The sequence below is a fragment of the Sphingobium sp. Leaf26 genome, from assembly GCF_001421665.1.
In the GTDB taxonomy this organism is placed as follows: domain Bacteria; phylum Pseudomonadota; class Alphaproteobacteria; order Sphingomonadales; family Sphingomonadaceae; genus Sphingobium.
The window spans coordinates 213900-239469 of record NZ_LMKV01000012.1; the positions used below are offsets into that span (position 1 = coordinate 213900).

General features: G+C 65.7%; 20 protein-coding genes and 1 riboswitch. Of the genes, 17 read left to right on the forward strand and 3 right to left on the reverse strand.

The window, feature by feature from the left end:
• The first annotated feature begins 215 nt into the window (after positions 1-215).
• From ASE85_RS09980 to cobA, 8 genes are all read left to right on the forward strand, one after another.
• Positions 216-797 (forward strand): ANTAR domain-containing response regulator, encoded by a 582-nt coding sequence (locus tag ASE85_RS09980; RefSeq protein WP_056687369.1) that lies wholly within the window; start codon positions 216-218, stop codon positions 795-797.
• Positions 794-2008, forward strand: coding sequence for a CmpA/NrtA family ABC transporter substrate-binding protein (locus ASE85_RS09985; protein WP_056687371.1), 1215 nt, complete (start codon positions 794-796; stop codon positions 2006-2008). The genes ASE85_RS09980 and ASE85_RS09985 overlap by 4 nt, the downstream gene beginning before the upstream one ends.
• A 354-nt stretch (positions 2009-2362) precedes the next feature.
• Entirely contained in the window at positions 2363-3610 is a 1248-nt protein-coding gene (locus ASE85_RS09990; protein ID WP_056687373.1) for a nitrate/nitrite transporter, read from the forward strand.
• Positions 3611-3839: 229 nt separating this feature from the next.
• Positions 3840-5060, forward strand: a complete 1221-nt coding sequence (locus tag ASE85_RS09995; protein WP_056687375.1) for a hypothetical protein — start codon at positions 3840-3842, stop codon at positions 5058-5060.
• A 207-nt stretch (positions 5061-5267) separates the two neighbouring features.
• Positions 5268-7805 carry a nitrite reductase large subunit NirB gene (gene nirB / locus ASE85_RS10000; protein ID WP_056687377.1) on the forward strand — a complete coding sequence of 846 codons (2538 nt, stop codon included), beginning with the start codon at positions 5268-5270 and terminating at the stop codon, positions 7803-7805.
• A gap of 4 nt (positions 7806-7809) precedes the next feature.
• Complete coding sequence (nirD, locus tag ASE85_RS10005; protein WP_056687379.1) at positions 7810-8145, forward strand: nitrite reductase small subunit NirD; 336 nt, start codon at positions 7810-7812, stop codon at positions 8143-8145.
• Positions 8145-10757: a nitrate reductase gene (locus ASE85_RS10010; protein ID WP_056687382.1), complete on the forward strand. Its 2613-nt coding sequence runs from the start codon at positions 8145-8147 to the stop codon at positions 10755-10757. Before nirD ends, ASE85_RS10010 begins: the two co-directional genes overlap by 1 nt.
• Positions 10744-11526 (forward strand): uroporphyrinogen-III C-methyltransferase, encoded by a 783-nt coding sequence (cobA, locus tag ASE85_RS10015; RefSeq protein WP_056687383.1) that lies wholly within the window; start codon positions 10744-10746, stop codon positions 11524-11526. Before ASE85_RS10010 ends, cobA begins: the two co-directional genes overlap by 14 nt.
• Before the next feature lie 97 nt (positions 11527-11623).
• Here the strand turns inward: cobA and mobA are convergent, their stop codons facing one another.
• A complete protein-coding gene (gene mobA / locus ASE85_RS10020) occupies positions 11624-12148 on the reverse strand; it encodes a molybdenum cofactor guanylyltransferase (RefSeq protein ID WP_056687385.1) in 525 nt (174 codons plus the stop codon).
• Between the two features lie 61 nt (positions 12149-12209).
• On the opposite strand from mobA, the gene ASE85_RS10025 reads away from it, so the two are divergent.
• From ASE85_RS10025 to ASE85_RS10055, 7 genes are all read left to right on the forward strand, one after another.
• A complete protein-coding gene (locus ASE85_RS10025; protein ID WP_056687387.1) occupies positions 12210-13112 on the forward strand; it encodes a LysR family transcriptional regulator in 903 nt (300 codons plus the stop codon).
• 96 nt (positions 13113-13208) lie between these two features.
• On the forward strand, positions 13209-13661 hold the full coding sequence (locus tag ASE85_RS10030) for an NAD(P)H-dependent oxidoreductase subunit E (RefSeq protein WP_056687389.1): 453 nt from the start codon (positions 13209-13211) through the stop codon (positions 13659-13661).
• Positions 13658-15292 carry an NADH-ubiquinone oxidoreductase-F iron-sulfur binding region domain-containing protein gene (locus ASE85_RS10035; protein ID WP_056687391.1) on the forward strand — a complete coding sequence of 545 codons (1635 nt, stop codon included), beginning with the start codon at positions 13658-13660 and terminating at the stop codon, positions 15290-15292. The genes ASE85_RS10030 and ASE85_RS10035 overlap by 4 nt, the downstream gene beginning before the upstream one ends.
• Positions 15289-18135, forward strand: a complete 2847-nt coding sequence (gene fdhF / locus ASE85_RS10040; protein WP_056687393.1) for a formate dehydrogenase subunit alpha — start codon at positions 15289-15291, stop codon at positions 18133-18135. The genes ASE85_RS10035 and fdhF overlap by 4 nt, the downstream gene beginning before the upstream one ends.
• 10 nt (positions 18136-18145) lie before the next feature.
• On the forward strand, positions 18146-18451 hold the full coding sequence (locus tag ASE85_RS10045) for a formate dehydrogenase subunit delta (RefSeq protein ID WP_082462748.1): 306 nt from the start codon (positions 18146-18148) through the stop codon (positions 18449-18451).
• 134 nt (positions 18452-18585) lie between these two features.
• A complete protein-coding gene (fdhD, locus tag ASE85_RS10050) occupies positions 18586-19383 on the forward strand; it encodes a formate dehydrogenase accessory sulfurtransferase FdhD (protein WP_056687395.1) in 798 nt (265 codons plus the stop codon).
• Positions 19384-19450: 67 nt separating this feature from the next.
• Positions 19451-19661: riboswitch (cobalamin riboswitch) on the forward strand.
• A 170-nt stretch (positions 19662-19831) separates the two neighbouring features.
• Positions 19832-21682 carry a TonB-dependent receptor plug domain-containing protein gene (locus ASE85_RS10055; RefSeq protein WP_056687397.1) on the forward strand — a complete coding sequence of 617 codons (1851 nt, stop codon included), beginning with the start codon at positions 19832-19834 and terminating at the stop codon, positions 21680-21682.
• Positions 21683-21698: 16 nt separating this feature from the next.
• On the opposite strand, the gene ASE85_RS10060 is transcribed toward ASE85_RS10055, so the two are convergent.
• The gene (locus tag ASE85_RS10060; protein ID WP_056687399.1) at positions 21699-22511 is read right to left on the reverse strand and encodes an ABC transporter substrate-binding protein; all 813 of its coding nucleotides are present in this window, start codon (positions 22509-22511) and stop codon (positions 21699-21701) included.
• Positions 22512-22549: 38 nt separating this feature from the next.
• On the opposite strand from ASE85_RS10060, the gene ASE85_RS10065 reads away from it, so the two are divergent.
• Both ASE85_RS10065 and ASE85_RS10070 read left to right on the forward strand, forming a co-directional pair.
• A complete protein-coding gene (locus tag ASE85_RS10065; RefSeq protein WP_056687401.1) occupies positions 22550-23548 on the forward strand; it encodes a FecCD family ABC transporter permease in 999 nt (332 codons plus the stop codon).
• Positions 23542-24318 carry an ABC transporter ATP-binding protein gene (locus ASE85_RS10070; RefSeq protein ID WP_056687403.1) on the forward strand — a complete coding sequence of 259 codons (777 nt, stop codon included), beginning with the start codon at positions 23542-23544 and terminating at the stop codon, positions 24316-24318. Before ASE85_RS10065 ends, ASE85_RS10070 begins: the two co-directional genes overlap by 7 nt.
• 39 nt (positions 24319-24357) lie before the next feature.
• Here ASE85_RS10070 and ASE85_RS10075 read toward each other — a convergent pair whose 3' ends face one another.
• Positions 24358-25563, reverse strand: a complete 1206-nt coding sequence (locus tag ASE85_RS10075) for a penicillin-binding protein activator (protein ID WP_056687405.1) — start codon at positions 25561-25563, stop codon at positions 24358-24360.
• Positions 25564-25570 lie beyond the last annotated feature (7 nt).

The following is a 25570-nucleotide window of genomic DNA, read 5'->3' on the forward strand; positions in this document are numbered from 1 at the left end:
TGTCCATGGGGGCGATCCTTTTGGGTCCGGGGTGAGGTGGTATCGTAAGCAGGGGAGGGAAAAGAGGCAAGTGTCAGCCATTTCCTACCATTCCCCTTTCGCTTGCGGGAGGGGGGATGATTGAAACCCACCCATACCCGCCCTTCCTCTTTCCGTCTCGCGATTGACGCGGCGCAGCATTGGCGTCACTCACGGGGCAAAAGAGGCAAGGGTAGATGCGAATCGTCATCATCGACGACAGCGGGTTGCGGGCGACCGTCCTGGAGGAGGGGCTGCGCGAAGCCGGTTATGACGATATCCATATCGTGCCCCCGCGTGGCGCGTTCGTCGCGCGGCTGGAGCGGATGGCGCCGGACGTGGTGCTGATGGACCTTGGCAGTCCCAGCCGCGACACGCTGGAGGAAATGCTGATCGTCAGCCGGGCGCTGGCCAAGCCGATTGCCATGTTCGTCGATCAGTCCGACGAGGCGATGATCGGCGCGGCGATCGACGCGGGCGTGTCCGCCTATGTCGTCGATGGCCTGCGCAAGGAGCGGGTGAAGCCAGTGCTGGAACTGGCGGTGCGGCGCTTCAATGCCTTTGCCAAGATACAGGGTGAACTGGACGAGGCGCGTACGGCGCTGTCCGACCGCAAGATCATCGACCGGGCCAAGTCGATCCTGATGAACCAGCGGTCGTTGAGCGAGCAGGATGCCTATGCGCTGTTGCGGTCGAGCGCGATGAACCAGGGCAAGAAGATCGTGGAGGTGGCGCAGGCGCTGATTACTGCCAGCGACCTGCTGGGAGGGGGGCTATGACGACCGAACTGAAGATCGCCTTCCTGCCGCTGACCGATGCGGCCGTGCTGGTGGCGGCGCAGGCGCGCGGCTTTGCCGAGGAGGAGGGGCTGCGGCTGGACCTCATCCGCACGACGAGCTGGGCGACTTTGCGCGACCGGCTGGTCTATGGGCAGGTCCATGCGGCGCAGATGCTGGCGCCGCTGGCAGTGGCGGTGACGCTGGGGCTGAGCCAGCAGCCGGCCGCGCTGGCCGCGCCCTATAAGCTGGGCGTCAACGGCAATATGCTGGTGATGGCGAGCGATTTCGCCAAAGCGCTGGAGCCGGACGTCGCGGCGCGGCTGGCCGATCCGCTGGGCACGGCGCATGATTTTGCCGCGGCGATCGGGCTGTGGCGGCGCAAGCCGGTGATCGGCGTGGTGCATCGTTTTTCCAGCCATAGCCTGATGCTGCGGTACTGGCTGGCGAGTGCGGGGGTGGACCCGGACAAGGATGTGGTGCTGCGCGTGCTGCCGCCGTCGCTGACGGTCGAGGCGATGCGCGCGGGCGAGATTGACGGCTTCATCGCCGGCGAACCCTGGGGCAGCGCAGCGGTCGAGGCGGGGCTGGCCGAGACGGTGGCGATCGGCGAGCGGATCTGGCGGCGCGGGGTGGAGAAGGTGCTGGCCTTCCGTGAAAGCTGGCTGGAGGAAAATCCCGAAACGGTGGACCGGCTGCTGCGCGCGCTGGCGCGGGCGGCGGACTGGTGCGACGATCCGGCCAATCACGGGACGCTGGCGGACCTGCTGGCCGATCCGCGCCATGTCGACCAGCCGGCCGACCTGATCGGGCGGGCGCTGAACGGGCAGATCGTGGCGCGGGCGGGGGAGGCCGCGATCGACAATCCCGATTTCATGCTTTTTTGGCGCGAGGCGACATCCTTCCCGTGGCGCAGTCAGGCGCTGTGGATCTATTCGCAACTGGTGCGCTGGGGCATGGTCGATCATGACGCGGCGACCGTGGCGAAGGCGGGCGGGGTGTTCCGGCCGGACATCTATCGCCGGGCGCTGGCGAACAGCGATGTCCCCATGCCGGGTGCGAGCATGAAGCTGGAAGGGGCGATGGACCTGCCACTGGCGGTGGGATCGCGCCGTGGGGAACTGACGCTGGGGCCGGACCGCTTCTTCGACGGTCGGGTGTTCGATCCTGAACGGATCGAGGAATTTTTGGCGGGGTTCGTGCCGGGGCGGTGAACGGCGCGGATAATCGCTTCTCCAAAAAAATCCGTGCCGGCGGAGTCCGTCGAAGACGCGGCGGCCTTTCTCCTTGCAAGATAAGAAGAAAGTGCGGCCCTTCGGCAGGCTCAGGGCGAACGGCGGGAGGGAAGATACTCGCCCCCTGAATTTGTGCCTTGCAACATGACGCATCTTGCAGGATGATCATGGAGTCGCGCATCGAAGCGCGCTGACATGGATGCGCTGTCCCAAGGGTGGGATTGCCGTCCTCACCATATTTCGCAGCAAAGCCGCTGACCGGACTTACCGATTGGGTAACGTCCGGCCTGCGGCTTTTTTCGTGTCCATTTTCCATCTATTGGGGGACGTAGCATGGCAACCGCTTATTGGGATCGTGAAGGACAGGAGGCCGAAGTGCCCGCGTCCGCGACCAGCTTCTGGAAGGCCGGTCACACGCCGACCTTGATCGCCGCCTTTCTTTATTTCGACCTTGCCTTCATGGTGTGGGTGCTGCTGGGGCCGCTGGCCCCAATGATTTCCAAGACGCTGATGCTGACCCCGGCCGAAAAGGGGCTGATGGTCGCGACGCCCACGCTGGCCGGCGCTCTGCTGCGCGTGGTCAACGGCCTGCTGGTCGACCGGATCGGACCGAAGCGGTCGGGCGCGATCAGCCAGATCATCGTGATCGTCGGCCTGTTCACGGCCTGGGCGATGGGGGTCAACAGCTTTGGCGGGACGCTGGCGCTGGGCGTGATCCTGGGCTTTGCCGGCGCCAGTTTCGCCATCGCGCTGCCGCTGGCGAGCCGCTGGTATCCGGCCGAGCATCAGGGCAAGGCGATGGGCCTTGCCGGCATGGGCAATAGCGGCACGGTGCTGGCTTCGCTCTTTGCGCCGATGCTGGCGAAGCTGTTCGGCTGGAATGCGGTGCTGGGACTGGCCTGCATTCCGCTCAGCATCGTGTTCGTCGCCTATATGCTGATGGCGAAGGATGCGCCGGGCGCGCCGCCGGCCAAGAAGATGATCGACTATTTCGAGCCGCTGAAGCAGGGCGACGCCTGGTGGCTGATGGGGCTGTATTCCGTGACGTTCGGCGGGTTCGTGGGGCTGGCCGCCAGCCTGCCCATCTATTTCACCGACCAGTTTGGCCTGACGCCGATCATCGCGGGCTATTGCACCGCCGGCTGCGTGTTCGCCGGGTCGCTGGTGCGGCCGATGGGTGGCGCTCTGGCAGACAGGATCGGCGGCGTGAAGACGCTGACCATGGTGCTGGCCGTGGCCGCGGTGGCGCTGGCGGGCGTATCCTATGCGACGACGCTGGTCGGGGCGCTGGGCTTCTTCGTGCTGGCGATGCTGGCGCTGGGCACGGGCAATGGATCGGTGTTCCAACTGGTGCCGCAGCGGTTCCAGGCGGAGATCGGCGTGATGACGGGGCTGGTCGGGATGGCTGGCGGCGTTGGCGGCTTCTACCTTGCCAGTTCGCTGGGTCTGGCCAAGCAGATGACCGGCAGCTTTGCGCCGGGCTTCCTGATCTTCGCGGGCCTTGCGCTGGTGGCGCTGGTGGGGCTGACAGCGGTGAAGGCCAAATGGCGCGCCACCTGGACCAGCGGCGCGCGCATCTGAGGGTTGGGGAGGAGGGCGGCGGCCGGTCAAGCATCGCGTGGAAAAGTGGGAACCGGTTTTCCACATCAGCGATGCCATAAGCAGTCGGACCGCCGCCCCATTTCCGCATCCATGTCGTTCGGGCTGAGCCTGACGGCATGAAGACAGAGCAGCCCTTCGACAGACTCAGGGCGAACGGATCTTATTCCAGGCCCGATGCTCCAATTCGTCCGAGGGGGGACGATTTCTCATGAAGATAGTATTCGCATCGGCGGCCGTGCTGGCCGTCGCGGGGCCGGCTTGTGCCCAGACCATCAGCCTGAAACCCGTCGCCGAAGCCCGGCTGCGCTATGAGCATGTCGATCAGGACGGGCTGGCGCAGGAGAAGGCCGACGCGCTGACCGTACGTGCCCGCGCTGGCCTGACCGCCAGCAGCGGCGCGCTGTCGGCGACGATCGTGGGGCAGGGGACGCTGGCGATCGGTGACGATTATCATGACGGGCTGAACGGCACCGCGACCCGGCCGATCGTCGCCGATCCGCAGAATATCGCACTCTATATCGCGCAGCTGCAATATAAGGCCAAGGCGTTGACCTTGACCGCCGGGCGGCAGAAGATCGTGCTGGATGACGAGCGGTTCGTGGGCAATGTCGCCTTTCGCGACAACGCGCAGACGTTCGACGCGGTGCGGGCGGAAGTGACCCCGGCCAAGGGACTGAAACTGGACGTCGCCTATGCCTGGAGCGCGCGGACCATCTGGGGATTTCAGGGCAAGGGCGCGCGCCAGCAGGCGGTGAGTGGCGACAATATCCTGGCCAACCTGTCCTATGCCACGCCCGTCGGGACGCTGACCGGCTTTGCCTATCTGGTGGATCAGGATGAGGCGGCGGTGCAGGCGTTTCGCCTGTCGAGCCAGACCTATGGCGTACGGCTGGCAGGGGCGCGGTCTTTGTCGAAGGCGGCGAAGATCAGCTACCAGCTCAGCTATGCGCGCCAGTCCGATTATCACCGCAATCCCAATGATTATGGGGCGGATTACTGGCTGGCGGACGCCACGCTGGATGTGCGCGGATGGAAGTTGAATGGCGGTTATGAGGTGTTGGGCGCCAGCAGCGGCCCAACTGCCGGAACCCCCTTCACCAGCTTTCAGACGCCGCTCGGCACCAATTTCAAGTTTCAGGGCTGGGCCGACAAGTTCCTGACGACGCCGGCGAATGGCATCCGCGACCTGTATGTCGGGGGTGGCTATGGCTGGAAGCAGATGGGTCCGCTGACGGGCTTGGCGCTGGCGGCGACGTGGCACCGGTTCGAGAGCGACCGGCTGGACCAGCATTATGGCGACGAGATCGACCTTCTCGCATCCGCGAAGATGGGGAAGACCGCGCTGTCGCTGCGCTACGCCCATTATGACGCCAAGGCGATGGCGCGTGATACGGACAAGATCTGGGTGCAGGCGGACTGGTCCATCTGATTGAAAAAGCATGAGAGGAATCGCTTGAGTGATCGGGCGATTCCCCATATGCTGCACTGCAAGGGACAAGGATGTCCTGTTCACATAGCCGCGACGGTTCAGGGTAGAACGGTCAAGGCGCGATATGATGGCAAAGCCGCCATCCTGACTCTCGGTTCTCACCGGGGGTCAGGATGGCGGCTTTTTTGGTTTCTGAAAGGCACGGGGATGGAATTTCAGATCGGGACGGGCGCGGTGACGGATTGCGAGGACGATATCCTCGTACCGACCGACGATGTGCGCGAGCATCTGGTGGTCGTGGGCAACGGCATGGCCGGGTGCCGCGCGGTCGAGGAACTGCTGGCGCGGGATAGGCCGGTAAATGGGCAGGGGCGCTATCGCATCACCATCTTCGGCGCGGAACCCTATGTGAATTACAACCGCATCATGCTCTCGCCGGTCCTGGCGGGGGAGAAGACGTTCGAGCAGATCGTCATCAACGACCGCGCCTGGTATGACGACAATGGCATCGAACTGGTCGCCGGCGATCCGGTGACGGCGATCGACCGGACGGCCAAGCGGGTGACGGCGCAGAGCGGCCGCAGCGTGCATTATGACAAGCTGCTGATCGCCACCGGCTCCGATCCGTTCATCATCCCGGTGCCGGGGAAGGATCTGCCGGGCGTCATCAGCTTTCGCGACATGAAGGATGTCGACACCATGCTGGCGGCTGCCCAGGCGGGCAAGGCTTTGGGGGGTGGCGCGGCTGTCGTGATCGGCGGTGGTCTGCTGGGGCTGGAAGCGGCACATGGCCTGACGCTGCGCGGCATGAAGGTGACGGTCATTCACCTGATGGACACGCTGATGGAGCGGCAACTGGACGAGGCGGCCGGCTGGCTGCTGAAGAGTGCGCTGGAAGGGCGTGGCCAGACGATCCTGACCGGCGCCAACACCGAAGCCATTTATGGCGACGGCAAGGTCGAGGGCGTCCGGTTGAAGGACGGCACCGAAATCCCGGCCAGTCTGGTCGTCATGGCGGTGGGCATCCGCCCGTCGACCGCGCTGGCGCGTGAAGCCGGGCTGGAGGTCAATCGCGGCATCAAGGTCGACGACCATATGGTGACGAGCGATCCCGATGTGCTGGCGGTCGGCGAATGTGTGGAACATGACGGCAATGTCTATGGCCTTGTCGCGCCGCTGTGGGACATGTGCCGCAGTCTGGCCGATGGCCTGACCGATCAGCATACGGGCTATAAAGGTTCGGTGACTTCGACCAAGCTGAAGGTCGCGGGGCTGGACGTCTTTTCCGCCGGTGATTTTTCGGGTGGTGAAGGCTGCGAGGATATCGTCCTGCGCGACGCATCGCGCGGCGTCTACAAGCGTGTCGTGGTCAGGGAAGACAAGGTCGTGGGCGCGGTGCTCTATGGCGATACCGTCGATGGTGGCTGGTATTTCGATTTGCTCAGGAAGGGCGAGGATGTCGCGGACATTCGCGACCTTCTGATCTTTGGTCAGGCCTTCGCCCAGGGAGGGGGCGCGCTGGACCCTAAGGCGGCCGTTGCGGCGCTCTCGGACGATGCCGAGATTTGCGGCTGCAACGGCGTCAGCAAGGGTCAGGTCGTCGCCTGCATATCAGCGGGCAATTGCAGCCTAGATGCGGTGCGCGGGTCGTGCAAGGCATCGGCAAGCTGTGGCCAATGCACCGGCCTGGTCGAGAATCTGCTAGCGCTGACGCTGGGTGACGATGTGGCGTCCGGTCCGAAGACGATGTGCAAATGCACCAGCTTCACCCATGACGATGTCCGTCGGGAAATCGTGGCGCAGAATATGCGCTCCATCCCGGAGGTGATGCAGCGGCTGCACTGGTCGACGCCGGACGGTTGCTCTTCCTGTCGTCCCGCGCTCAATTACTATCTGCTCTGCGCGCTGCCGGGTGAATATCAGGACGATCAGCAGAGCCGCTTCGTCAACGAACGCATGCACGCAAACATCCAGAAGGACGGTACGTATTCGGTGGTGCCGCGCATGTGGGGTGGCCTGACCAACCCGCGCGAACTGCGCGCGATCGCCGATGTGGTCGAGAAATTCAACGCGCCGATGGTGAAGGTGACGGGCGGCCAGCGTCTCGACATTTTCGGCATCAGGAAGGAAGATCTGCCCGCCGTCTGGGCCGACCTCAACGCCGCCGGCATGGTTTCGGGCCATGCCTATGGCAAGTCGCTGCGCACGGTGAAGACGTGCGTCGGGTCCGAATGGTGCCGCTTCGGCACGCAGGATTCGACCGGCCTTGGCGTCAGGATCGAGCGGATGACCTGGGGGTCGTGGATGCCCCACAAGTTCAAGATCGCGGTGTCGGGCTGCCCCCGCAACTGCGCGGAAGCGACGATCAAGGATTTCGGCGTTGTGTGCGTAGATAGCGGTTACGAACTGCATGTCGGCGGCAATGGCGGCATCCATGTCCGCGCCACCGATTTCCTGTGCAAGGTCGCGACCGAGCAGGAGGCGATGGATTACTGCGCCGCCTTTACCCAGCTCTATCGCGAAGAAGCCCGCTATCTGGAGCGCACCGCGCCGTGGATCGAGCGGGTCGGCGTGGACTATATCAAGCAGCGGATCGTGGAGGATGAGGCGGGTCGCGAGGCGCTGCGCGCCCGGTTCCTCTATTCGCAAAGCTTCAGCCAGGACGACCCGTGGGCCGAACGCGCCGCCGGCCAGCATGCCGAGTTGCATCAGCCGCTCGCCCCTATCGCCATCGCTGCGGAGTAAGATCATGACCACATGGATCGACATCGGAACGCTGGCCGACATTCCCCAGCGTGGCGCAAGAACTGTGCAGATCGAGGGTGAAAAGGAAATCGCCATATTCCGCACCGGCGACGATCAACTGTTCGCGCTGGTCAATGAATGTCCGCACAAGAAGGGGCCACTCAGCCAGGGGATCGTCCATGGCCACAGCGTCGCCTGCCCGCTGCACAACTGGAACATCGCCCTGAAAACGGGCGAGGCGCAGGGCAATGACGAAGGCTGCACGCCGACCATAGAGGTCCGGCAGGAGGGCGGCCGTATCCTGATCGCTCGGCCTGCGGCGCTGAAGGCGGCTGCCTGATGGAAGAGGCCATCCGCACCACCTGCGCCTATTGCGGCGTCGGCTGCGGCATATCGGCCACGCCGACCGGGCCACGCTCGGTCGTCATCAAGGGGGACGAGGCGCATCCTGCCAATGGCGGGCGGCTTTGTTCCAAGGGCACGCATCTGGGCGAGACTGTGGGCCTGACCGGTCGCCTGCTTGCGCCCATGATCGGCAGCAAGCGGGCTAGCTGGGACAAGGCGCTGGATCTGGTCGCGAAGAAATTTCGCGAAACCGTTGCGCGGTACGGCCCGGACAGCGTCGCCTTCTACGTTTCCGGCCAGTTGATGACCGAGGATTATTATGTCGCCAACAAGCTGATGAAAGGCTTCATCGGTTCGGCGAACATCGACACCAATAGCCGCCTCTGCATGTCGAGCGCGGTCGCCGGGCATAATCGGGCGTTCGGCGAGGACATAGTGCCCGCCACCTATGACGATCTGGAGGAAGCGGACCTGATCGTGCTGGTGGGGTCCAACACCGCATGGTGCCACCCGATCGTCTATCAGCGCATACAGGCGGCCCGCGCCGCGCGCGGTACGAAGCTGGTGGTGATCGATCCGCGCCGGACCGAAACCTGCGAAGGAGCGGACCTGCATCTGGCGCTGAAGCCGGGCACGGACGTTGCGCTGATGAACGGCCTTTTGGCGTGGTGCGATCAGGAAGGGGTGACCGATCCCGCTTATATCGCCGACCATCTGAACGCGCCCGAAGGTTTCTGGGAGCATATCCGCGCCGGCCACGACCTGTGGACGACAGCCAAGACATGCGACATCGCGCCCGCTGTGCTGGAGCAGTTCTTCCGGCTGTTCGCCGCCACCCCGCGCACCGTCACCATGTTCAGCCAGGGCATCAACCAGTCGATCCGCGGCACCGATCAGGTCAATGCGATCATCAACGTTCATCTGGCGACCGGTCGCATCGGCAAGCCGGGGGCGGCGCCCTTCTCCATCACCGGCCAGCCCAACGCCATGGGCGGGCGCGAGGTCGGCGGACTGGCCTCGACGCTCGCCGCGCATATGGATTTTGCCCCGGACAATGTGGCGCGGGTCGGCCGTTTCTGGGCCGCGCCGACCATGGCGACCAAGCCGGGGCTGAAGGCTGTCGACTTGTTCCGGGCGATCAATGAGGGGCGGATCAAGGCGCTGTGGATCATGGCGACCAACCCGGCTGTGTCGTTGCCCGATGCAGGCCGTGTGCGAGAGGCGCTGGAGGCGATCCCTTTCCTCGTCGTGTCGGACATCATGGCCGATACCGACAGTTCTACCCATGCCCATGTCCGCCTGCCCGCCGCCGGCTGGGGGGAGAAGGATGGTACGGTCACCAATTCGGACCGCACCGTCAGCCGCCAGCGCCCCTTCATGGCATTGCCTGGCGAAGCAAGGCCCGACTGGTGGATCGTCAAGGAGGTCGGCCGCCGCATGGGGTGGCGCAACGCCTTCGCCTATGACCGGCCCGCCGATATCTGGCGCGAACATGCCCGCCTGACAGCCTATCAGAATGACGGGCAACGGGTGCTGAACCTGCGCGCGCAGGCCGCGATCGGCAATGACGCCTATGACGCGATGGAGCCGTTCCGCTGGGGTGGAGAAAAGCCCTATGCCGATGGCACATTCTCCACGCCGGACGGCAAGGCCCGGCTGGTGCTGACCAGGCAGATGGAGATTCAGGCCCCCCTGAAACAATGGCCGATGACGCTCAACACCGGGCGCTATCGCGACCAGTGGCACACGATGAGCCGGACCGGCTTGTCGCCCAAGCTGGCCCGCCATCGGGAAGAGCCGCTGGTGGAAATCCACCCGGAAGATGCCGCTGACCTGGGCATTGTCGAGCGTGACCTGGCACGGGTACAGACCGCCCAGGGCAACAGTATTTTCCGCGTGGCGTTGAGCAATGGCCAGCGTCCGGGCGAGATTTTCACGCCGATCCACTGGACCGACCGACAAGCAAGCGGTGGCCGCACCGGCCTGTTGCCCCGTCCGCTGGTCGATCCCCATTCGGGCCAGCCCGGTTTCAAATCCACCCCGGCCAGCGTCGAAAAGGTCGCGACCGCGTGGAAGGGTTTCCTGATCCTGCGCGGGGACCAGCCGGTGAAGCTGCCCTGCCTGTGGGCGACGAAGATCAGCGTGCCGGGCGGCGTACTCTATGAGATTGCGGGCAATGGCGATCCGGGGCGGATCGACGCTTTCCTGCCGAAGGGCGACCGGGTCGAGGCCATCGACGCCTCTCGCGGCACCCGGCGTGTCGCCACCATCAGCGACGGCCGGTTGAATGGCGTGCTGTTCATGACGCGCACGGGTTTGCTGCCGTCGCGCGACTGGTTGATCCGGCAACTGGAGGCCGAGGGGGTAGGTGGTTCCGTCCTCGCGGCGCGTGGTCCCGGCAGCCAGCCGGACAAGGGCGCGACCATCTGCGTCTGTTTCGACATCGGCCTCAACCAGATCATCGCGGCGATCCGCGACCAGCAACTGGTCGACGTCGCCGCCATCGGCAAGGCGATCGGTGCGGGGACCAATTGCGGCTCCTGCCGTCCCGCACTCGCCAACATTCTCGCTCAAACCACGCAGGAGACGCTCCATGCAGCCGAATGACCTTATCGCGCCCGGTGAAGTGTGGCTGGTGGGGGCGGGGCCGGGCGACCCGGATCTGCTGACCCGCAAGGCCGAAAAGCTGATCGCGGCGGCGGAGATCGTCTTTTACGACGCACTGGTCGGGCCGGGCGTGCTGGACCTGATCCCGGCCGGCGTCGAACGGGTCAGCGTCGGCAAGCGGTCCGGCCGTCACTCCAAGGCACAGGAAAGCATCAACGACCTGCTGCTGGCGGCGGCAAAGGCGGGGAAGCGGGTCGTGCGGCTGAAGGGCGGCGATCCGTCGGTGTTCGGGCGGTCGGCGGAGGAGATGGCGCATCTGGCGGCCGATGGCATCCGCTTTCACATCTGCCCCGGCATCACTACGGCCAGCGCGGCGGCGGCCAGCGGCAGCGCATCGCTGACCTTGCGCGGCGTGGTGCGGGGGCTGACGCTGGTGACGGCGCATCTGAAGGTGGGCGAACCGCTGAAGCTGGACTGGACCATGCTGGCTGGCGCGGGCAGCACGCTGGGCATCTATATGGGGCGCGCGGCGGCGGGGGAGATCAGCCGCAATCTGATCGCCGCCGGACGCGATCCGGAAACGCCGGTGATGGTGGCGGTCAATGTCTCTCTGCCCCATGAGCGGCTGATCCGGGGCAAGCTGTCGGCGCTGGCCTTTCTGGTGGCGACGATCAGCGATGACGACCCGACCCTGCTGCTGATCGGTGAAGCGGTGGCGGGGACGCAGGTGCCGGCGGATATGGTGGCGCGTGTGGCGCTGCCGGTTTGACGATCCCGTCTCAATCGGTTCGGGCTGAGCCTGTCGAAGCCCCGTTCTTCGACGTTGAACGGAAGATGGCCCTTCGACAGGCTAAGGGCGAACGTAGTCAGGAGGAGAGATTCAACAGATCCTCCGGCCGGTTGATATTGGGCAGGATGAGGTCCGGCACCTCCACCACGCGCGCGCCGATGCGGTCGAGCCAGCCATAGATGGAACGGCTATTCTCTTCGTTGAGATGGGCGTCGAGTGCGAGCGCGAGCGTGGCGGGCCACCAGCCGAGCAGTTGCTGGCCGTGGAGCACTGCGGCGCCGTCCCCGATCAAGGCGGCTGGCAGGGCGTCGGGATAATGCGGCATGTCGCAGCCGGTGGTCAGCACGCCGATGAAACCATGGCCAAGTGCGTAGTGCAACGCGGCATTGAGGCCGCCCAATGGCCCCAGGTCGTGATGCGGCCGGTCCGCCAGCCCGCCATCGCGGCCACAGATCACCACCTCTGCCACATGCGGTGCAAGGCCGGCTCTGGCATGATCGAGCAGCGTCCGGCCATTCAGCAAGGCCAGCGCCTTGTCGCTGCCGAAGCGGCTGGCGCGTCCGCCGGCCAGCACGGCGCCCAAAATCGGCCCTTTGCGCATCGGCGCCTCCCGTTATAGCTCTCCTCTATCAAGGAGCGCAGGGCTGCATTATAACAGTTTCATGCAGACGCGGCTTGTCGAATATTTCCTGGCGCTGGAGCGCGAAGGCCATTTCGCCCGGGCGGCCGCGCATTGCAACGTGTCGCAGCCGACCCTGTCCGCAGGCATCGTCGCGCTGGAGACGCAACTGGGCAAGCGGCTGATCGTGCGCGACCGCAAATATGTCGGGCTGACGGCCGAGGGCGAGGCGATATTACCCTGGGCGCGGCAACTGGTGGCGGCGGCCGAGGCGCTGGGGCAGGCGGCGGAAACGGCGCGCGGGCCGTTGAAGGGGGAATTGCGGCTGGGGGCGATCCCGGCGGCGATGCCGGCGATCGGATGCCTGGTCGCGGCGATGCTGGCGCGGCATCCGGGGTTGAACGTGTCGATCCGGGCGCTGACGTCGCGGCAGATCGAGCGCGAACTGGCGGCATTCGAACTGGATGCGGGGCTGACATATCTGGATTTCGAGCCACCCGCCCACGCGCTGTCGGTGCCCCTCTATGTCGAGCGGACGATGCTGGTCAGCGCGGTGGATGGCGTGGCGGTTCCTGATCCGATCGACTGGGCCGATCTGGCGCGGTTGCCGTTGTGCCTGCTGCATCAGGGGATGCAGAACCGGCGGATTTTAGACGCGCGGCTGGCTGAACGGGGTCTGGCGCTGCGGCCGCTGGTGACGGCGGACTCCTATGTCGCGCTGCTGGCGCTGGTCCAGCAGGGACGGCTGTGCTCGATCATTCCCGACAGCCATGCCAATCTGCTGGATGGGCTGAGTTGGGCGCGGACATGGCCTTTGCCGGATATGGGTGAAGGCAGTCGGGTCGGCGTGATCGTGTCGGATCGCGCCCCCATGGGGCCGCTGGCGCAGGCGGTGCTGGGCGTGGCGCGTGACCTGACGCTGCCTTCCGGGTTCAGCGCTGCATGATAGAGATTTTCTATCGAAGATATCGGACTTCGATTTGACCCGCTGAAGGCTCAGGCGCAGGATCATGCGCAAAATGAGCCAAAAGGCAGGGTAGATATGGAAGAGTTTATCGGCGCCTGGGCCGTGCGCCATGGCGCGACGCGCGATCGGCTGTTGCCGCTGCTGCATGCGATACAGGAAGAGGCAGGCTATATCGACGATGCGTGGGTGCCCGCCATCGCAAAGGCGCTGAATATCAGCCGCGCCGATGTCCATGGCGTCATCACCTTCTACCATGATTTCAGGCGCACGCCGCCGGGCCGCCATGTGGTGAAGCTGTGCCGGGCGGAAAGCTGCCAGGCGCGGGGCGGGGCCGCGATCGAGACGGCGGCGGCCAAGCTGCTGGGCGTGGCGATGGGCGAGACGCGGGCCGACGGGCAGGTCGCGCTGGAGCCGGTCTATTGCCTGGGCCTGTGCGCGATCGGCCCCAATGCGCTGATCGACGGCCGGCCGGTGGCGCGGATCGACGCCGCCGCGCTGGAGCGGATCGCGCTGGAGGTGGCGGCATGAAGGTCTTTGTCAGCCGCGACATGGCGTCGGTGGCGCTGGGCGCCAACGATGTGGCGCGTGCCTTTGCCGAAGCAGGGTGCGACGTGGTGCGCACCGGATCGCGGGGGCTGTTCAGCATCGAGCCTTTGGTCGAGGTGGAGACGAAGGAAGGGCGGATCGCGTTCGGGCCGGTCGGGCCGGGTGATGTGGCGGCGGTGCTGGATGGCAGCCATGCGAACCGGCTGGGCCGGATCGAGCATCTGCTTTTCTTTGCGGGGCAACAGCGGTTCACCTTTGGGCGGTGCGGCGTGATCGACCCGCTGAGCCTGGACGATTATGCGGCGCATGGCGGCTGGCAGGGGTTGGGGACAGCGCGGGTGATGACCCCGCAACAGGTGGTCGATGCAGTCAAGGCGTCTGGCCTGCGCGGGCGGGGCGGGGCGGGTTTCCCCACCGGGATCAAGTGGCAGACGGTTTTGGATGCGCCCGCCGGGGCCAAGTTCATCGTCTGCAACGCCGACGAGGGTGACAGCGGCACCTTCGCCGACCGGATGCTGATGGAGGGCGACCCCTATTGCCTGATCGAGGGGATGGCGATCGCTGCCCATGCGGTCGGCGCGGGCCATGGCCATATCTATATCCGGTCCGAATATCCCTATTGCATCGCGACCATGCGGGCGGCGATTCAGGCGTCGGCGCATCTGGTCGCGCCATTCGTGCTGGAGGTGCGCGAAGGTGCGGGCGCCTATGTCTGCGGCGAGGAAACGGCGCTCCTCGATTCGATCGAGGGCAAGCGCGGGCAGGTGCGCGCCAAGCCGCCGCTGCCGGCATTGCAGGGGCTGTTCGGCCAGCCGACCGTCATCAACAATGTGCTGAGCCTGGCCGCTGTGCCGTTCATCATGGTCGAGGGGGCGGAGGCTTATGCGGCGGTCGGCTTTGGCCGGTCGCGCGGGACCATGCCGGTGCAACTGGCGGGCAATGTGCGGCATGGCGGGTTGTACGAGATTGGTTTCGGGATCACGCTGGGCGAGCTGGTGAACGAGATTGGTGGCGGCACGGCGAGCGGTCGGCCGGTGCGCGCGGTGCAGGTGGGCGGGCCGCTGGGCGCTTATTTTCCGCCCAGCATGTTCCATTTGCCGTTCGATTATGAAGCCTTTGCGGCGGCGGGTGGCCTCATCGGCCATGCGGGCATCACCGTGTTCGATGAGAGTGTCGACATGGCGCATATGGCGCGATTCGCGATGGAGTTCTGCGCGGCGGAAAGCTGCGGCAAATGTACGCCCTGCCGGATCGGATCGACACGCGGGGTGGAGATCATGGACCGGATTATCGGGGCGCGGGATGCTTCTGTCTCCGTTCGCCCTGAGCCTGTCGAAGGGCTTTCCTCCTTGGCGGATAAGGGGAAGGCTTCGACAGGCTCAGTGGGAACGGGGGAGGGGTATCTGAATAGAGCGCTCTATTCCCGTTCGCCGGATCGGATCGACGTGTCGATCGCGGCGCAGACCGGGTTGCTGCGCGATCTGGCCGATACGATGAAATATGGCTCGCTCTGCGCGCTGGGGGGCTTCACGCCCTATCCGGTGCTGAGCGCGCTCGATTATTTTCCAGAGGATTTTGGCGCGCCTGCGCCCATCAAGGAGGCGGCGGAATGAGCTTTTCCCGCGAAACCGACCATGGCACGCCGGCAGCGATCGCGACGGGCAAGAGCGTCACGCTGACCATTGATGGGCAGAGCGTGACCTTGCCCGAAGGCACCAGCATCATGCGCGCGGCGTCATTGTCGGGTGGTTCCATACCGAAACTCTGCGCCACCGACAGCGTGGAGAGTTTCGGCTCCTGCCGCCTGTGCCTGGTCGAGGTCGAGGGGCGCAACGGTTATCCCGCATCCTGCACCACGCCGATCGCGGACGGCATGGTGGTGCGGACGCAGACCGAGCGGCTGAAAAAGCTGCGGCGCGGGGTGATGGAACTCTATATCTCCGATCATCCGCTCGATTGCCTGACCTGCGGCGCGAATGGCGACTGCGAATTGCAGGATCAGGCGGGCGCGGTGGGGCTGCGCGATGTGCGCTATGGCTATGACGGCGCGACCAATATGGGGCAGGCGAAGGACCAGTCGAACCCCTATTTCGATTTCGACCCCAGCAAATGCATTGTCTGCTCCCGCTGCGTGCGCGCCTGCGACGAAGTGCAGGGGACGTTCGCGCTGACGATCGAGGGGATGGGCTTCGATTCCAAAGTCTCCGCGTCGCAGGGCGAGGGATTTCTGGGGTCCGAATGCGTGTCCTGCGGTGCCTGCGTGCAGGCTTGTCCGACCGCGTCGCTGATCGAAAAGAAAGTCGTCGAGGTCGGGACGCCGGATCGCGCCGTCGTCACCACCTGCGCCTATTGCGGGGTGGGCTGCACCTTCCGTGCGGAAATGCGGGGCGAGGAACTGGTGCGCATGGTGCCGTGGAAGGACGGCAAGGCCAATCGCGGGCATAGCTGCGTCAAGGGGCGGTTCGCATGGGGCTATGCCCAGCATCAGGACCGCATATTGAACCCCATGATCCGCGCATCGGTGGACCAGCCGTGGCGGGAGGTGTCGTGGGACGAGGCGATCGCGCATACAGCCAGCGAGTTCCGGCGGATTCAGGCGAAATATGGGACGCGGTCGATCGGTGGCATCACATCCAGCCGCTGCACCAATGAAGAGACGTTTCTGGTGCAGAAGCTGATCCGGCAGGGGTTCGGCAATAATAATGTCGATACCTGCGCGCGGGTGTGCCACTCGCCGACCGGCTATGGATTGAGCCAGACGTTCGGCACATCGGCGGGGACGCAGGATTTCGACAGCGTGATGCAGGCCGATGTCATCCTGGTGATCGGCGCCAATCCGACTGATGGGCATCCGGTGTTCGCATCCCGCATGAAGCGGCGCTTGCGGCAGGGGGCGAAGCTGATCGTGATGGACCCGCGCCGGACCGATCTGGTCAAGTCACCCCATGTCGAGGCGGAGCATCATCTGCCGCTGCGGCCCGGCACCAATGTCGCGATGCTGACGGCGATGGCGCATGTGATCGTCACCGAGAAGCTCTATGACGAGGCGTTCATCCGCGAACGGTGCGATTGGGACGAGTTTGCCGACTGGGCCGAGTTCGTATCGCAACCCGCCCGCTCGCCCGAAGCGATCGAGCCGCTGACCGGGGTGAAGGCGGACGAGGTGCGCGCGGCCGCGCGGCTCTATGCCACCGGCGGCAATGGCGCGATCTATTATGGGCTGGGCGTGACCGAGCATTCGCAAGGCTCATCGACCGTCATGGCGATCGCCAACCTCGCCATGGCGACGGGTAATGTCGGGCGCGAGGGCGTGGGCGTGAACCCGCTGCGGGGGCAGAATAATGTGCAGGGGGCGTGCGACATGGGCAGCTTCCCGCATGAGTTCAGCGGCTATCGCCATGTGTCGGACGATGCCACGCGCCAGTTGTTCGAGGCGGCTTGGGGCGTGGCGCTGGATGCCGAACCGGGGCTGCGTATCCCCAACATGCTGGACGCAGCGACCGACGGGACGTTCAAGGGGTTGTTCGTGCAGGGCGAGGATATTCTCCAGTCCGACCCCAATACCCACCATGTCGCAGCGGGGCTGGCGGCGATGGAGTGCGTGGTGGTGCAGGATCTGTTCCTGAACGAAACCGCCAATTACGCCCATGTCTTTCTGCCCGGATCGACCTTCCTGGAGAAGGACGGCACCTTCACCAATGCCGAACGTCGCATCCAGCGGGTGCGCAAAGTTATGGCGCCGCTGAATGGCCATGCCGATTGGGAAATCGTGCAGTTGGTGGCGAACGCCATGGGTTTGGGCTGGACCTATGACCATCCCGCGCAGATCATGGACGAGATTGCCGCGCTGACCCCTACCTTCGCCGGCGTGCATTATGACCGGTTGGAGGCGGAAGGGTCGCTGCAATGGCCGGCCAATGACGCCGCGCCGGACGGCACGCCGACCATGCATATAGACGGGTTCGTGCGGGGGAAGGGCAAGTTCGTCGTGACCGACTATGTCCCGACCGACGAGAAGACCGGGCCGCGTTTCCCGCTGCTGCTGACGACCGGGCGGATATTGTCGCACTATAATGTCGGCGCGCAGACGCGACGGACCGCCAATACCGCCTGGCACCCGGAGGACCGGCTGGAAATGCACCCCAGCGATGCCGAGAACCGGGGGCTGAACGACGGCGACTGGGTGACGCTGCGCAGTCGGGCGGGGGAGACGACGCTGCGGGCGCTTGTGACCGAACGAGTGGCGCCGGGCGTGGTCTATACGACCTTCCACCATCCTGAGACGCAGGCGAATGTCATCACCACCGACTATTCGGACTGGGCCACCAACTGCCCGGAATATAAGGTGACGGCGGTGCAGGTGATGGCCAGCAATGGGCCGAGCGACTGGCAGCAGGGTTATGCGGAGCAGGCCCGCAACAGTCGCCGGATTGCGCCGTTGGAAGCGGCGGAATAGGAGGACGGGCATGAGCGACGATACTTCCGTCATGTCCACGCGGGACCGATTGGTCTACATGGCGCACCAGATTGCCCGCAACCTGGCGACGATGGGGGAGGAAAAGGCCGTGGCGGCGCTGGCCGAGCATCTGACCCGCTTCTGGGATCCCCGGATGAAGGCGCAGATTGTCGCCATCGCGCTGAACCAGCCCGATCGGCTTTCGCCGAGTGTGGCTGCCGCCGTCGCGCGGATGGCGCAGGGCAAGCCGGCGCCGGATGTCGATGCGACGCAGTTCAACGCCGTGGACGAGACAGGCCATTGCGACGCCGGTTGAGCGGCACGCCGTGCGGCGCTAGAGCGCGCTGCGTTAAATCCGATGCAGGTCGCGCGCTCCAGGTTTTTGTTTTCGCATCGTTTTAAGCGAAAAACCGGTTCCCACTTTTCCGCACGATGCTCTAGGCCATCATCATGGAAGATACCGCCGCCAGCCCCCTGACATTCGATCGCCTGACCCCGGATGGCGGGACAAAGGGGATCGATCGCGCGCTGGCGGAGGAAGTGCCGGTCGCGATCGAATTTAACGGCATCGGTTATGCCGTGCTGATGGCGACGCCTGCCGATATTGGCGATCTGGTGCTGGGCTTCGCGCTTGCCGAGCGGTTGATCGGGCCGTGGGATGGGACGTTCGAGGTCGATACGCATCGCACGTCGCAGGGGATCGTAGCCCGCGCCACTTTGCCGCAGGATCGGACCGACGCCTTGCTGGAGCGGGTGCGGCATCGCGTATCGGAGTCATCCTGCGGGATATGCGGGATCGAGAATCTGGAGCAGGCGATCCGGCCGTTGCCGCACGTGACCGGCGAGACGCGGGCGGATCGGGCTGCGATTTTTCGCGCACTGGATGGCTTGCGCGATCACCAGCCGTTGAACGCCGCGACCGGAGCGGCCCATGCGGCGGCCTGGGTAGGGGCGGACGGCGCGATTCGGCTGGCGCGGGAGGATGTCGGGCGGCATAATGCGTTCGACAAGCTGATCGGCGCGATGGCGCGGGCTGGCGCAGACTGGGACGGCGGCTTTGGGCTGCTGTCATCGCGCTGCTCCTATGAACTGGTGGAGAAGGCGGTGCTTTCCGATTGCCCGCTGCTCGTCACCATCTCCGCACCGACCCGGCTGGCGGCGGCGCGGGCCGAGGCGGCGGGATTGCCGCTGGTCGTGCTGGCGCGATCCGACGCGCTGTTGCTGCGAGGCCACAGCCACCCGATCTAAACGGAGGCCCGCTTGGCAGAGCCACCGCTTTCCCTTAAGGCGCGCGGCGTGGGAGGGACTTGCTTTCCTGCAACATGATCGCGCCGGTGCCCGGAAACGGGTTAATCGGGAATGTGGTGCGGGCGTGATAAGCGCCCCAATCCACGGCTGTCCCTGCAACTGTAAGCGGATAGCGCGATGCACTGGCCCCAAAAGGGCGACCACTGGAGCGATCCGGGAAGGTGTGCATCGTGCTGCGACCCGCGAGCCAGGAGACCGGCCGGCGCATGGTCGCTCTGCTTTGGTCCAGGGGATGGTCGGGGCACGGTGGTTTTTCCGTCGAGCGACGCCATGCGGCCGGGGCCGCATCGGGCCGCGGACGGGATATGGCGTCATCCCTCCAACACCCGACCGCTGTGTCAGGCGGACGCCCCTGCCTATCGTCGCACCGACGCTTGAGGGGCAATAGATGTTGAAATATGGACTTTCGCTGGTAGCTTTGATGGCCGCCAATCCTGCTTTTGCGCAGAGGGATGACGAGATCGTCGTGACCGCCGCCGGCATCGAACAGTCGCGCGACGAGGTCGGGCAGGCGATCACGATCATCGACGCGGAGACGATCGAGACACGGCAGGCGATCGACGTGGTGGACCTGCTGGCGACGACGCCCGGCGTGCGCTTCAACCGCAACGGCACCATCGGCGGCGTGACCGGCGTATCGCTGCGCGGCGCGGAGACGACGCAGACTTTGGTGCTGATCGACGGGGTGAAGGTCAACGATCCCAGCGGCATCGGCGACGGTTATGATTTCGGGCCGCTGCTGACCGGCAACATCCGCCGGATCGAAATATTGCGCGGGTCCAACTCGGTGGTGCATGGCAGCCAGGCGATCGGCGGCGTGGTCAACATCATGACCGGCGTGCCGGCCGAAGGTTTCGGCGCCAATGCTTCGGTCGAATATGGCTATAGCGATACGTTCAGCGCCAAAGCCGATGTGTCCGGTACCGCCGGCATCGCGTCGGGCGGCGTGGGCGCGGCCTATTTTCGCACCGACGGCATTTCGTCGGCCGCCAATGGCACGGAGCGGGACGGCACCGAGAATATCGCCGCCAATGCACGGGTGAAGCTGGCCTTCTCGGACGCGCTCAGCCTCGACCTGCGCGGTTATTATATCCATGCCGATCTGGATACGGATGGTTTTCCGGCGCCGACCTATGCGCTGGCCGATACGCCCGAAGTCGCCATCACCGACCAATATGTCGGCTATGCCGGCCTGAACCTGGCGCTGCTGGACGGCAAGCTGACCAACCGCGCGGCCGTCACCTGGATGCGCAACGATCGCGACTATTATTCGGCGCGCGGCGCGGATGTGGATTATGGCTATAGCGGCACCAACCTGCGCTTTGAATATGAGGGCGTCTATGCGCCGGTCGATCAGGCCAAGCTGGTCTTCGGCTATGAGCATGAACGGCCGGACTATGATTATTTCGACGCCTTCGGCACGACGAGTGCGAAGATCAATATCGACAGCGTCTATGCACTGGCGATCGTGAAGCCGTTCACCGGTCTGGCCGTCACCGGCGGGTTGCGCCATGACGATCACAGCCAGTTCGGGGGCGCAACCACCGTTGGCGCCAATGCTAATTATTCACCCAATGGCGGCGCGACCAATATACGCCTGAGCTATGGTGAAGGCTTCAAGGCGCCGTCACTCTATCAGCTCTACGATAGCTGGAGCGGCAATGCGGCGCTGCGTCCTGAACGGTCCAAAAGCTATGATGTCGGTTTCGACCAGCGGCTGGACGGTGGCCGGGCGGTGCTGTCGGTCACGGCCTTCCGCCGCGATACCCGCAACCAGATCAATTATGACAACGACACGTTCCGTTATGCCAATCTGGACCGCACCCGCGCCAAGGGTGTGGAAGCGTCGATAGCGTTGAAGCCGGTGGACGCGCTGACCGTGACTGGCAGCTATAGCTATGTCGATGCGCGCGACCGGTCGGCCGGATCGGTCAATATCGGCAATCGCCTGGCCCGCCGCGCTGCCAATGCGGTGAGCGTGTCGGCCGACTATGCCTGGCCCTTCGGCCTGTCGACCGGCGCGACCATCACCATGGTCGGTGACAGTTTCGACAATGCGGCGAATACGCGCCGGCTGAACGGCTATGCGCTGGCCGGTGTGCGGGCGTCCTTCCCCGTGGGCGAGCATCTGGAAGTCTATGGTCGCGTCGACAATCTGACCGATGAGAATTACCAGACGGCCTATGGTTATGGCACCTATGGTCGCGCTGCCTATGGCGGCGTGCGTGTTCGCTTCTGACGATCGCCAGCGGGGGTCAGCGCGGCGCGTGCAGGCGCGTCGTGATGGCCCTTGCCGCCTGTACATAGGCGGGACCGCCGCAGACGGTCCAGCTTTGCGGCAGGCTGATCCGTGGGATGGTGCGCAGCGCGGGATGATGCAGCATCTCCGTGCCCTGATCGACCACCCGGTCTGTCGCGCTTTCCACGATCAGCCAGTCGGGCCGGGCGGCGACCATTTCCTCCAGCGATACCTGCGCCAGCGCGGGCTTGCCCAGTCGGGCGGCAAGATTGGTGAGGCCGGCACGGCGCATGAGATCGTCGATCAGCGTACCGGTGCCGGTCATATAGCCGCGTCGTTGATAATAGGCCGCGACGCCTGCGCGTTTGGATCGGGGCAGGGCGGCAAGGTCGCGGTTCATGCCCGCGATCAGCGCTTCGCCCCGGTCGACATGGCCGGTGGCGCGCGCGACCTGCCTGATCTGGTCGAGGATCGCGGCGTAGCTTTCCGCGCTGGCGAGGCCGAGCGTGCGCCAGTTGCCCGGCGGGGCACCCGCCACTTTATTCGGGCCGATCGGGAAACCCAGGATCAGGTCGGGCTGGATCGCCAGCACTTCCTCCGACGGGCGGCGCAGCGTGCGCAGGCCGCGCACCCTGTCCGCCGCTGCCGACAGGGACGGATCGCGCGCGTTGCTGCTGAGTGCGGCGATCTGCCCCGGATCGGCCAAAGCGAGCAGATATTGATCGGCGCAGACGTTGAGCGAGACGATGCGTTTCGGGTGCGACGTTGGCGCCGCCGCCCCGGTCAGCGCGAGGGCGCCGAGCGCCGCGAACATCATCCTGCCGATCATTCGCATCGCCTTATCAAGCGCAGGCAAGGAGGCAAGCCATGAGCGCGCGCCGTTATCATCCATTATTGATTCCCGGCCTGTCAGTGCTGGTCGTCGGCGCGGCCTTTGCGTCCATATTGCTGGGCGCTGTGCCGATCAGCCCGGCGCGGATCGGTGCGGTGCTGACGGGTGGCGGCGATCAAGTGGCGCGGGCGATCATCCTGGACCTGCGCCTGCCGCGCATGTTGCTGGGCCTGATCGTCGGCGCGATGCTGGGGGTCGGTGGCGCGGCGTTGCAGGGCTATCTGCGCAATCCGCTGGCCGAACCGGGCGTGCTGGGCGCGTCCAACGCGGCGGCGCTGGGTGCGGTCTGTGCGCTCTATTTCGGTCTGGTGGAACTGCATCCGCTGGCACTGCCGGCGCTGGCGATCGCGGCGGGGATGGTTGCGATCCTGATCCTGTTCCTGCTGTCGGGATCGGCGGAAAGCCCGCTGACGCTGATCCTGGCGGGGATCGCGATGGCAACGCTGACGACGGCGGGGACCAGCCTGGCCCTCAACCTGTCGCCCAATCCCTTCGCTGCGATGGAGATCATGAGCTGGCTGATGGGCAGCCTGGAGAATCGCAGCTATGGTCATGTCTGGATCGCGCTGCCCTGTGTGGCGGTGGGCGTGACTTTGCTGGTCGCGGACGGACGGACGCTGGACGCGCTGACCTTGGGGGAGGAAGGCGCGCAGGCGCTGGGCGTAAACCTGAACGCGGCGCGGGTGCGGATGATGCTGGGCGTGGCGATCGGCGTGGGCGGCGCGGTGGCGGTGTCGGGCGCGATCGGCTTTGTGGGCCTGATCGTGCCGCATCTGGTGCGGCCGCTGACCGACCGGTCGCCATCGGCGGTACTGCTGCCGTCACTGCTGGGCGGGGCGGCGCTGCTGACGCTGGCGGATGTCGGCGTCCGGTTGATCCCCACCACCAACGAACTGAAGCTGGGGGTGGTGACGGCCTTGCTGGGCGTCCCGGTCTTCCTTGTCCATCTGATGCGGGAACGGCGGCTATGGTGACGATCGTTGCGGAGGGGCTGTCAGTGCGGCTGGGGCGCCATGCGGCGGTTCGGGATGTCGGCGTGACAATGACGCCGGGCGCGCTGGTGGGGGTGATCGGTCCCAATGGGGCGGGCAAGTCGACGCTGATACGGGCGCTATTGGGGTTGGCGAAGCCCGAAGCGGGGCAGGTGCGGATCGACGGGCGCGACCTTGCCGGGCTGGACCGGCGGACGGTCGCGCGTTCCGTCGCTTATCTGCCGCAGGGGCAGGCGCTGCACTGGCCATTGGGTGTCGAGCGGCTGGTGGCGCTGGGGCGGTTGCCGCATCTGGGGCCGCTGTCGCGCCTGTCTGCGGAGGACGAGGCCCTGGTCGAGGCGGCGATGGCGCGGACGGATGTGCTGCACCTCAAAGGCCGGATCGCGACCGAATTGTCGGGGGGCGAACGGGCGCGTGTGCTGCTGGCGCGGGCGCTGGCGGTGGGCGCACGGGCGCTGATCGCGGACGAGCCGCTCGCCGCGCTCGATCCGGGGCATCAGATCGATGTGATGGACCTGCTGCGGGCTGAGGCGCGGGGCGGGGCGTTGGTGGTCACGGTGCTGCATGACCTCAGCATGGCGGCGCGCTATTGCGACCGGCTGCTGCTGATGGAGGGCGGCGCGCTCGTCGCCGATGGCGCGCCGATGGATGTGCTGACGCCCGACATGCTGGCGCGCGTCTATGGCGTCACCGCCCGGATCGAGCGGGACGGGGATGTGCCGCTGATCCTGCCGGTGGGGCGGGTTCGCTAAATCCTCCCCCCGAAGCTTTCGTTCGGGGGGAGGGCAGGCTTACTCGCCGAAGCCGCGCGGGGCGGGATCGATCACGGTGATGGCGCCGGCGCCCACTTCGCCGACTTCGAGCGCGCGTTCGGCAACGCCCGCGCGGTTGAAGCGGAAGGCGCCGTCGATGCCGGAAAAACCGCCTGTGTCGCGCAGCCGCGCTGCCGGGAAGGGTGTGCCGGGCTTCCAGTCCTGCGCGATGCGGACGGTCAGCAGCACCGAATCATAACCGAGCGAAGAGAGGCGGAACGGCGCGCTGCCGTAACGGGCGCGGTATTTGTTGGCGAGTTGGCGGTAGAGCGTGTCGGACACGCTGGCGAACCACGCGCCGCGCAATACCGGGCTGGCAGCGAGGCTGGTGTCGGTGTTCCAGAGTTCCGTGCCCAACAGGCGCGCGGCGGCGCCGCCATTCTTGCGCACGATCGGCGCGACCTGCAAAGCGACCCGGCCGCTGTCGGCGATCAGCAGCGCGTCGTAGCTGGAGGAGGCCTGCAATTTCTTGACCGCTGCGGTGATGGAAGCGGGCGAGCGGTCGAAGGTCTGCATCGATACGACGGTGCCGCCGGCCTGCTCGACCGCGCGCAGCATCGCATTGCCGGCGCGTTCGCCATAGACGCCGCGCGGCACCAGCGCGCCGAAGCGGGTCAGGCCCTTGCCCTTGGCGAAATCGACGACACGGTCGATCGACTGGGCGGTATTGTAGCCCAGCACATAGACGCCACTGCCCGCGATGCTGGCGTCGTTGGAGAAGCTGACGACGGGCACGTTGGCGCGGGCCGCGATCGGCCCGATGATGCGGGCATCCTCCGCCAGCAGGGGGCCAAGGATCAGGCGGTTGCCGTCGGCCAGCGCCTTGTTGACCGCAGCGGCTGCACCCAGCGCCGTATCATAGGTGGTGATGCGGACCCGGTCGGTCTTTGTATCCATCAGCGCCAGCGTGGTGGCGTTAGCGATCGATTGGCCCACGCCCGCATTGGCGCCGGTCATCGGCACCAGCAACGCGACGCGGTGGCGGGTCGCGTCGGTCGGCAGGCCCTGCACCACTTCGGGACCGGTAGGCTGGACAGGGCCGGTGGGCGCGACCGGTCCCGGCCCCTTGGGCACGATCGACTGACAGGCGGCCAGGAACAGCGCCGCCCCCATGAAGGCGATCCGCGCGCCCCTTTTTGCGGCGGCGAACATGTTTGCTTGCCGGGGGGCATCCGTCTCTGTCATCTGGCGT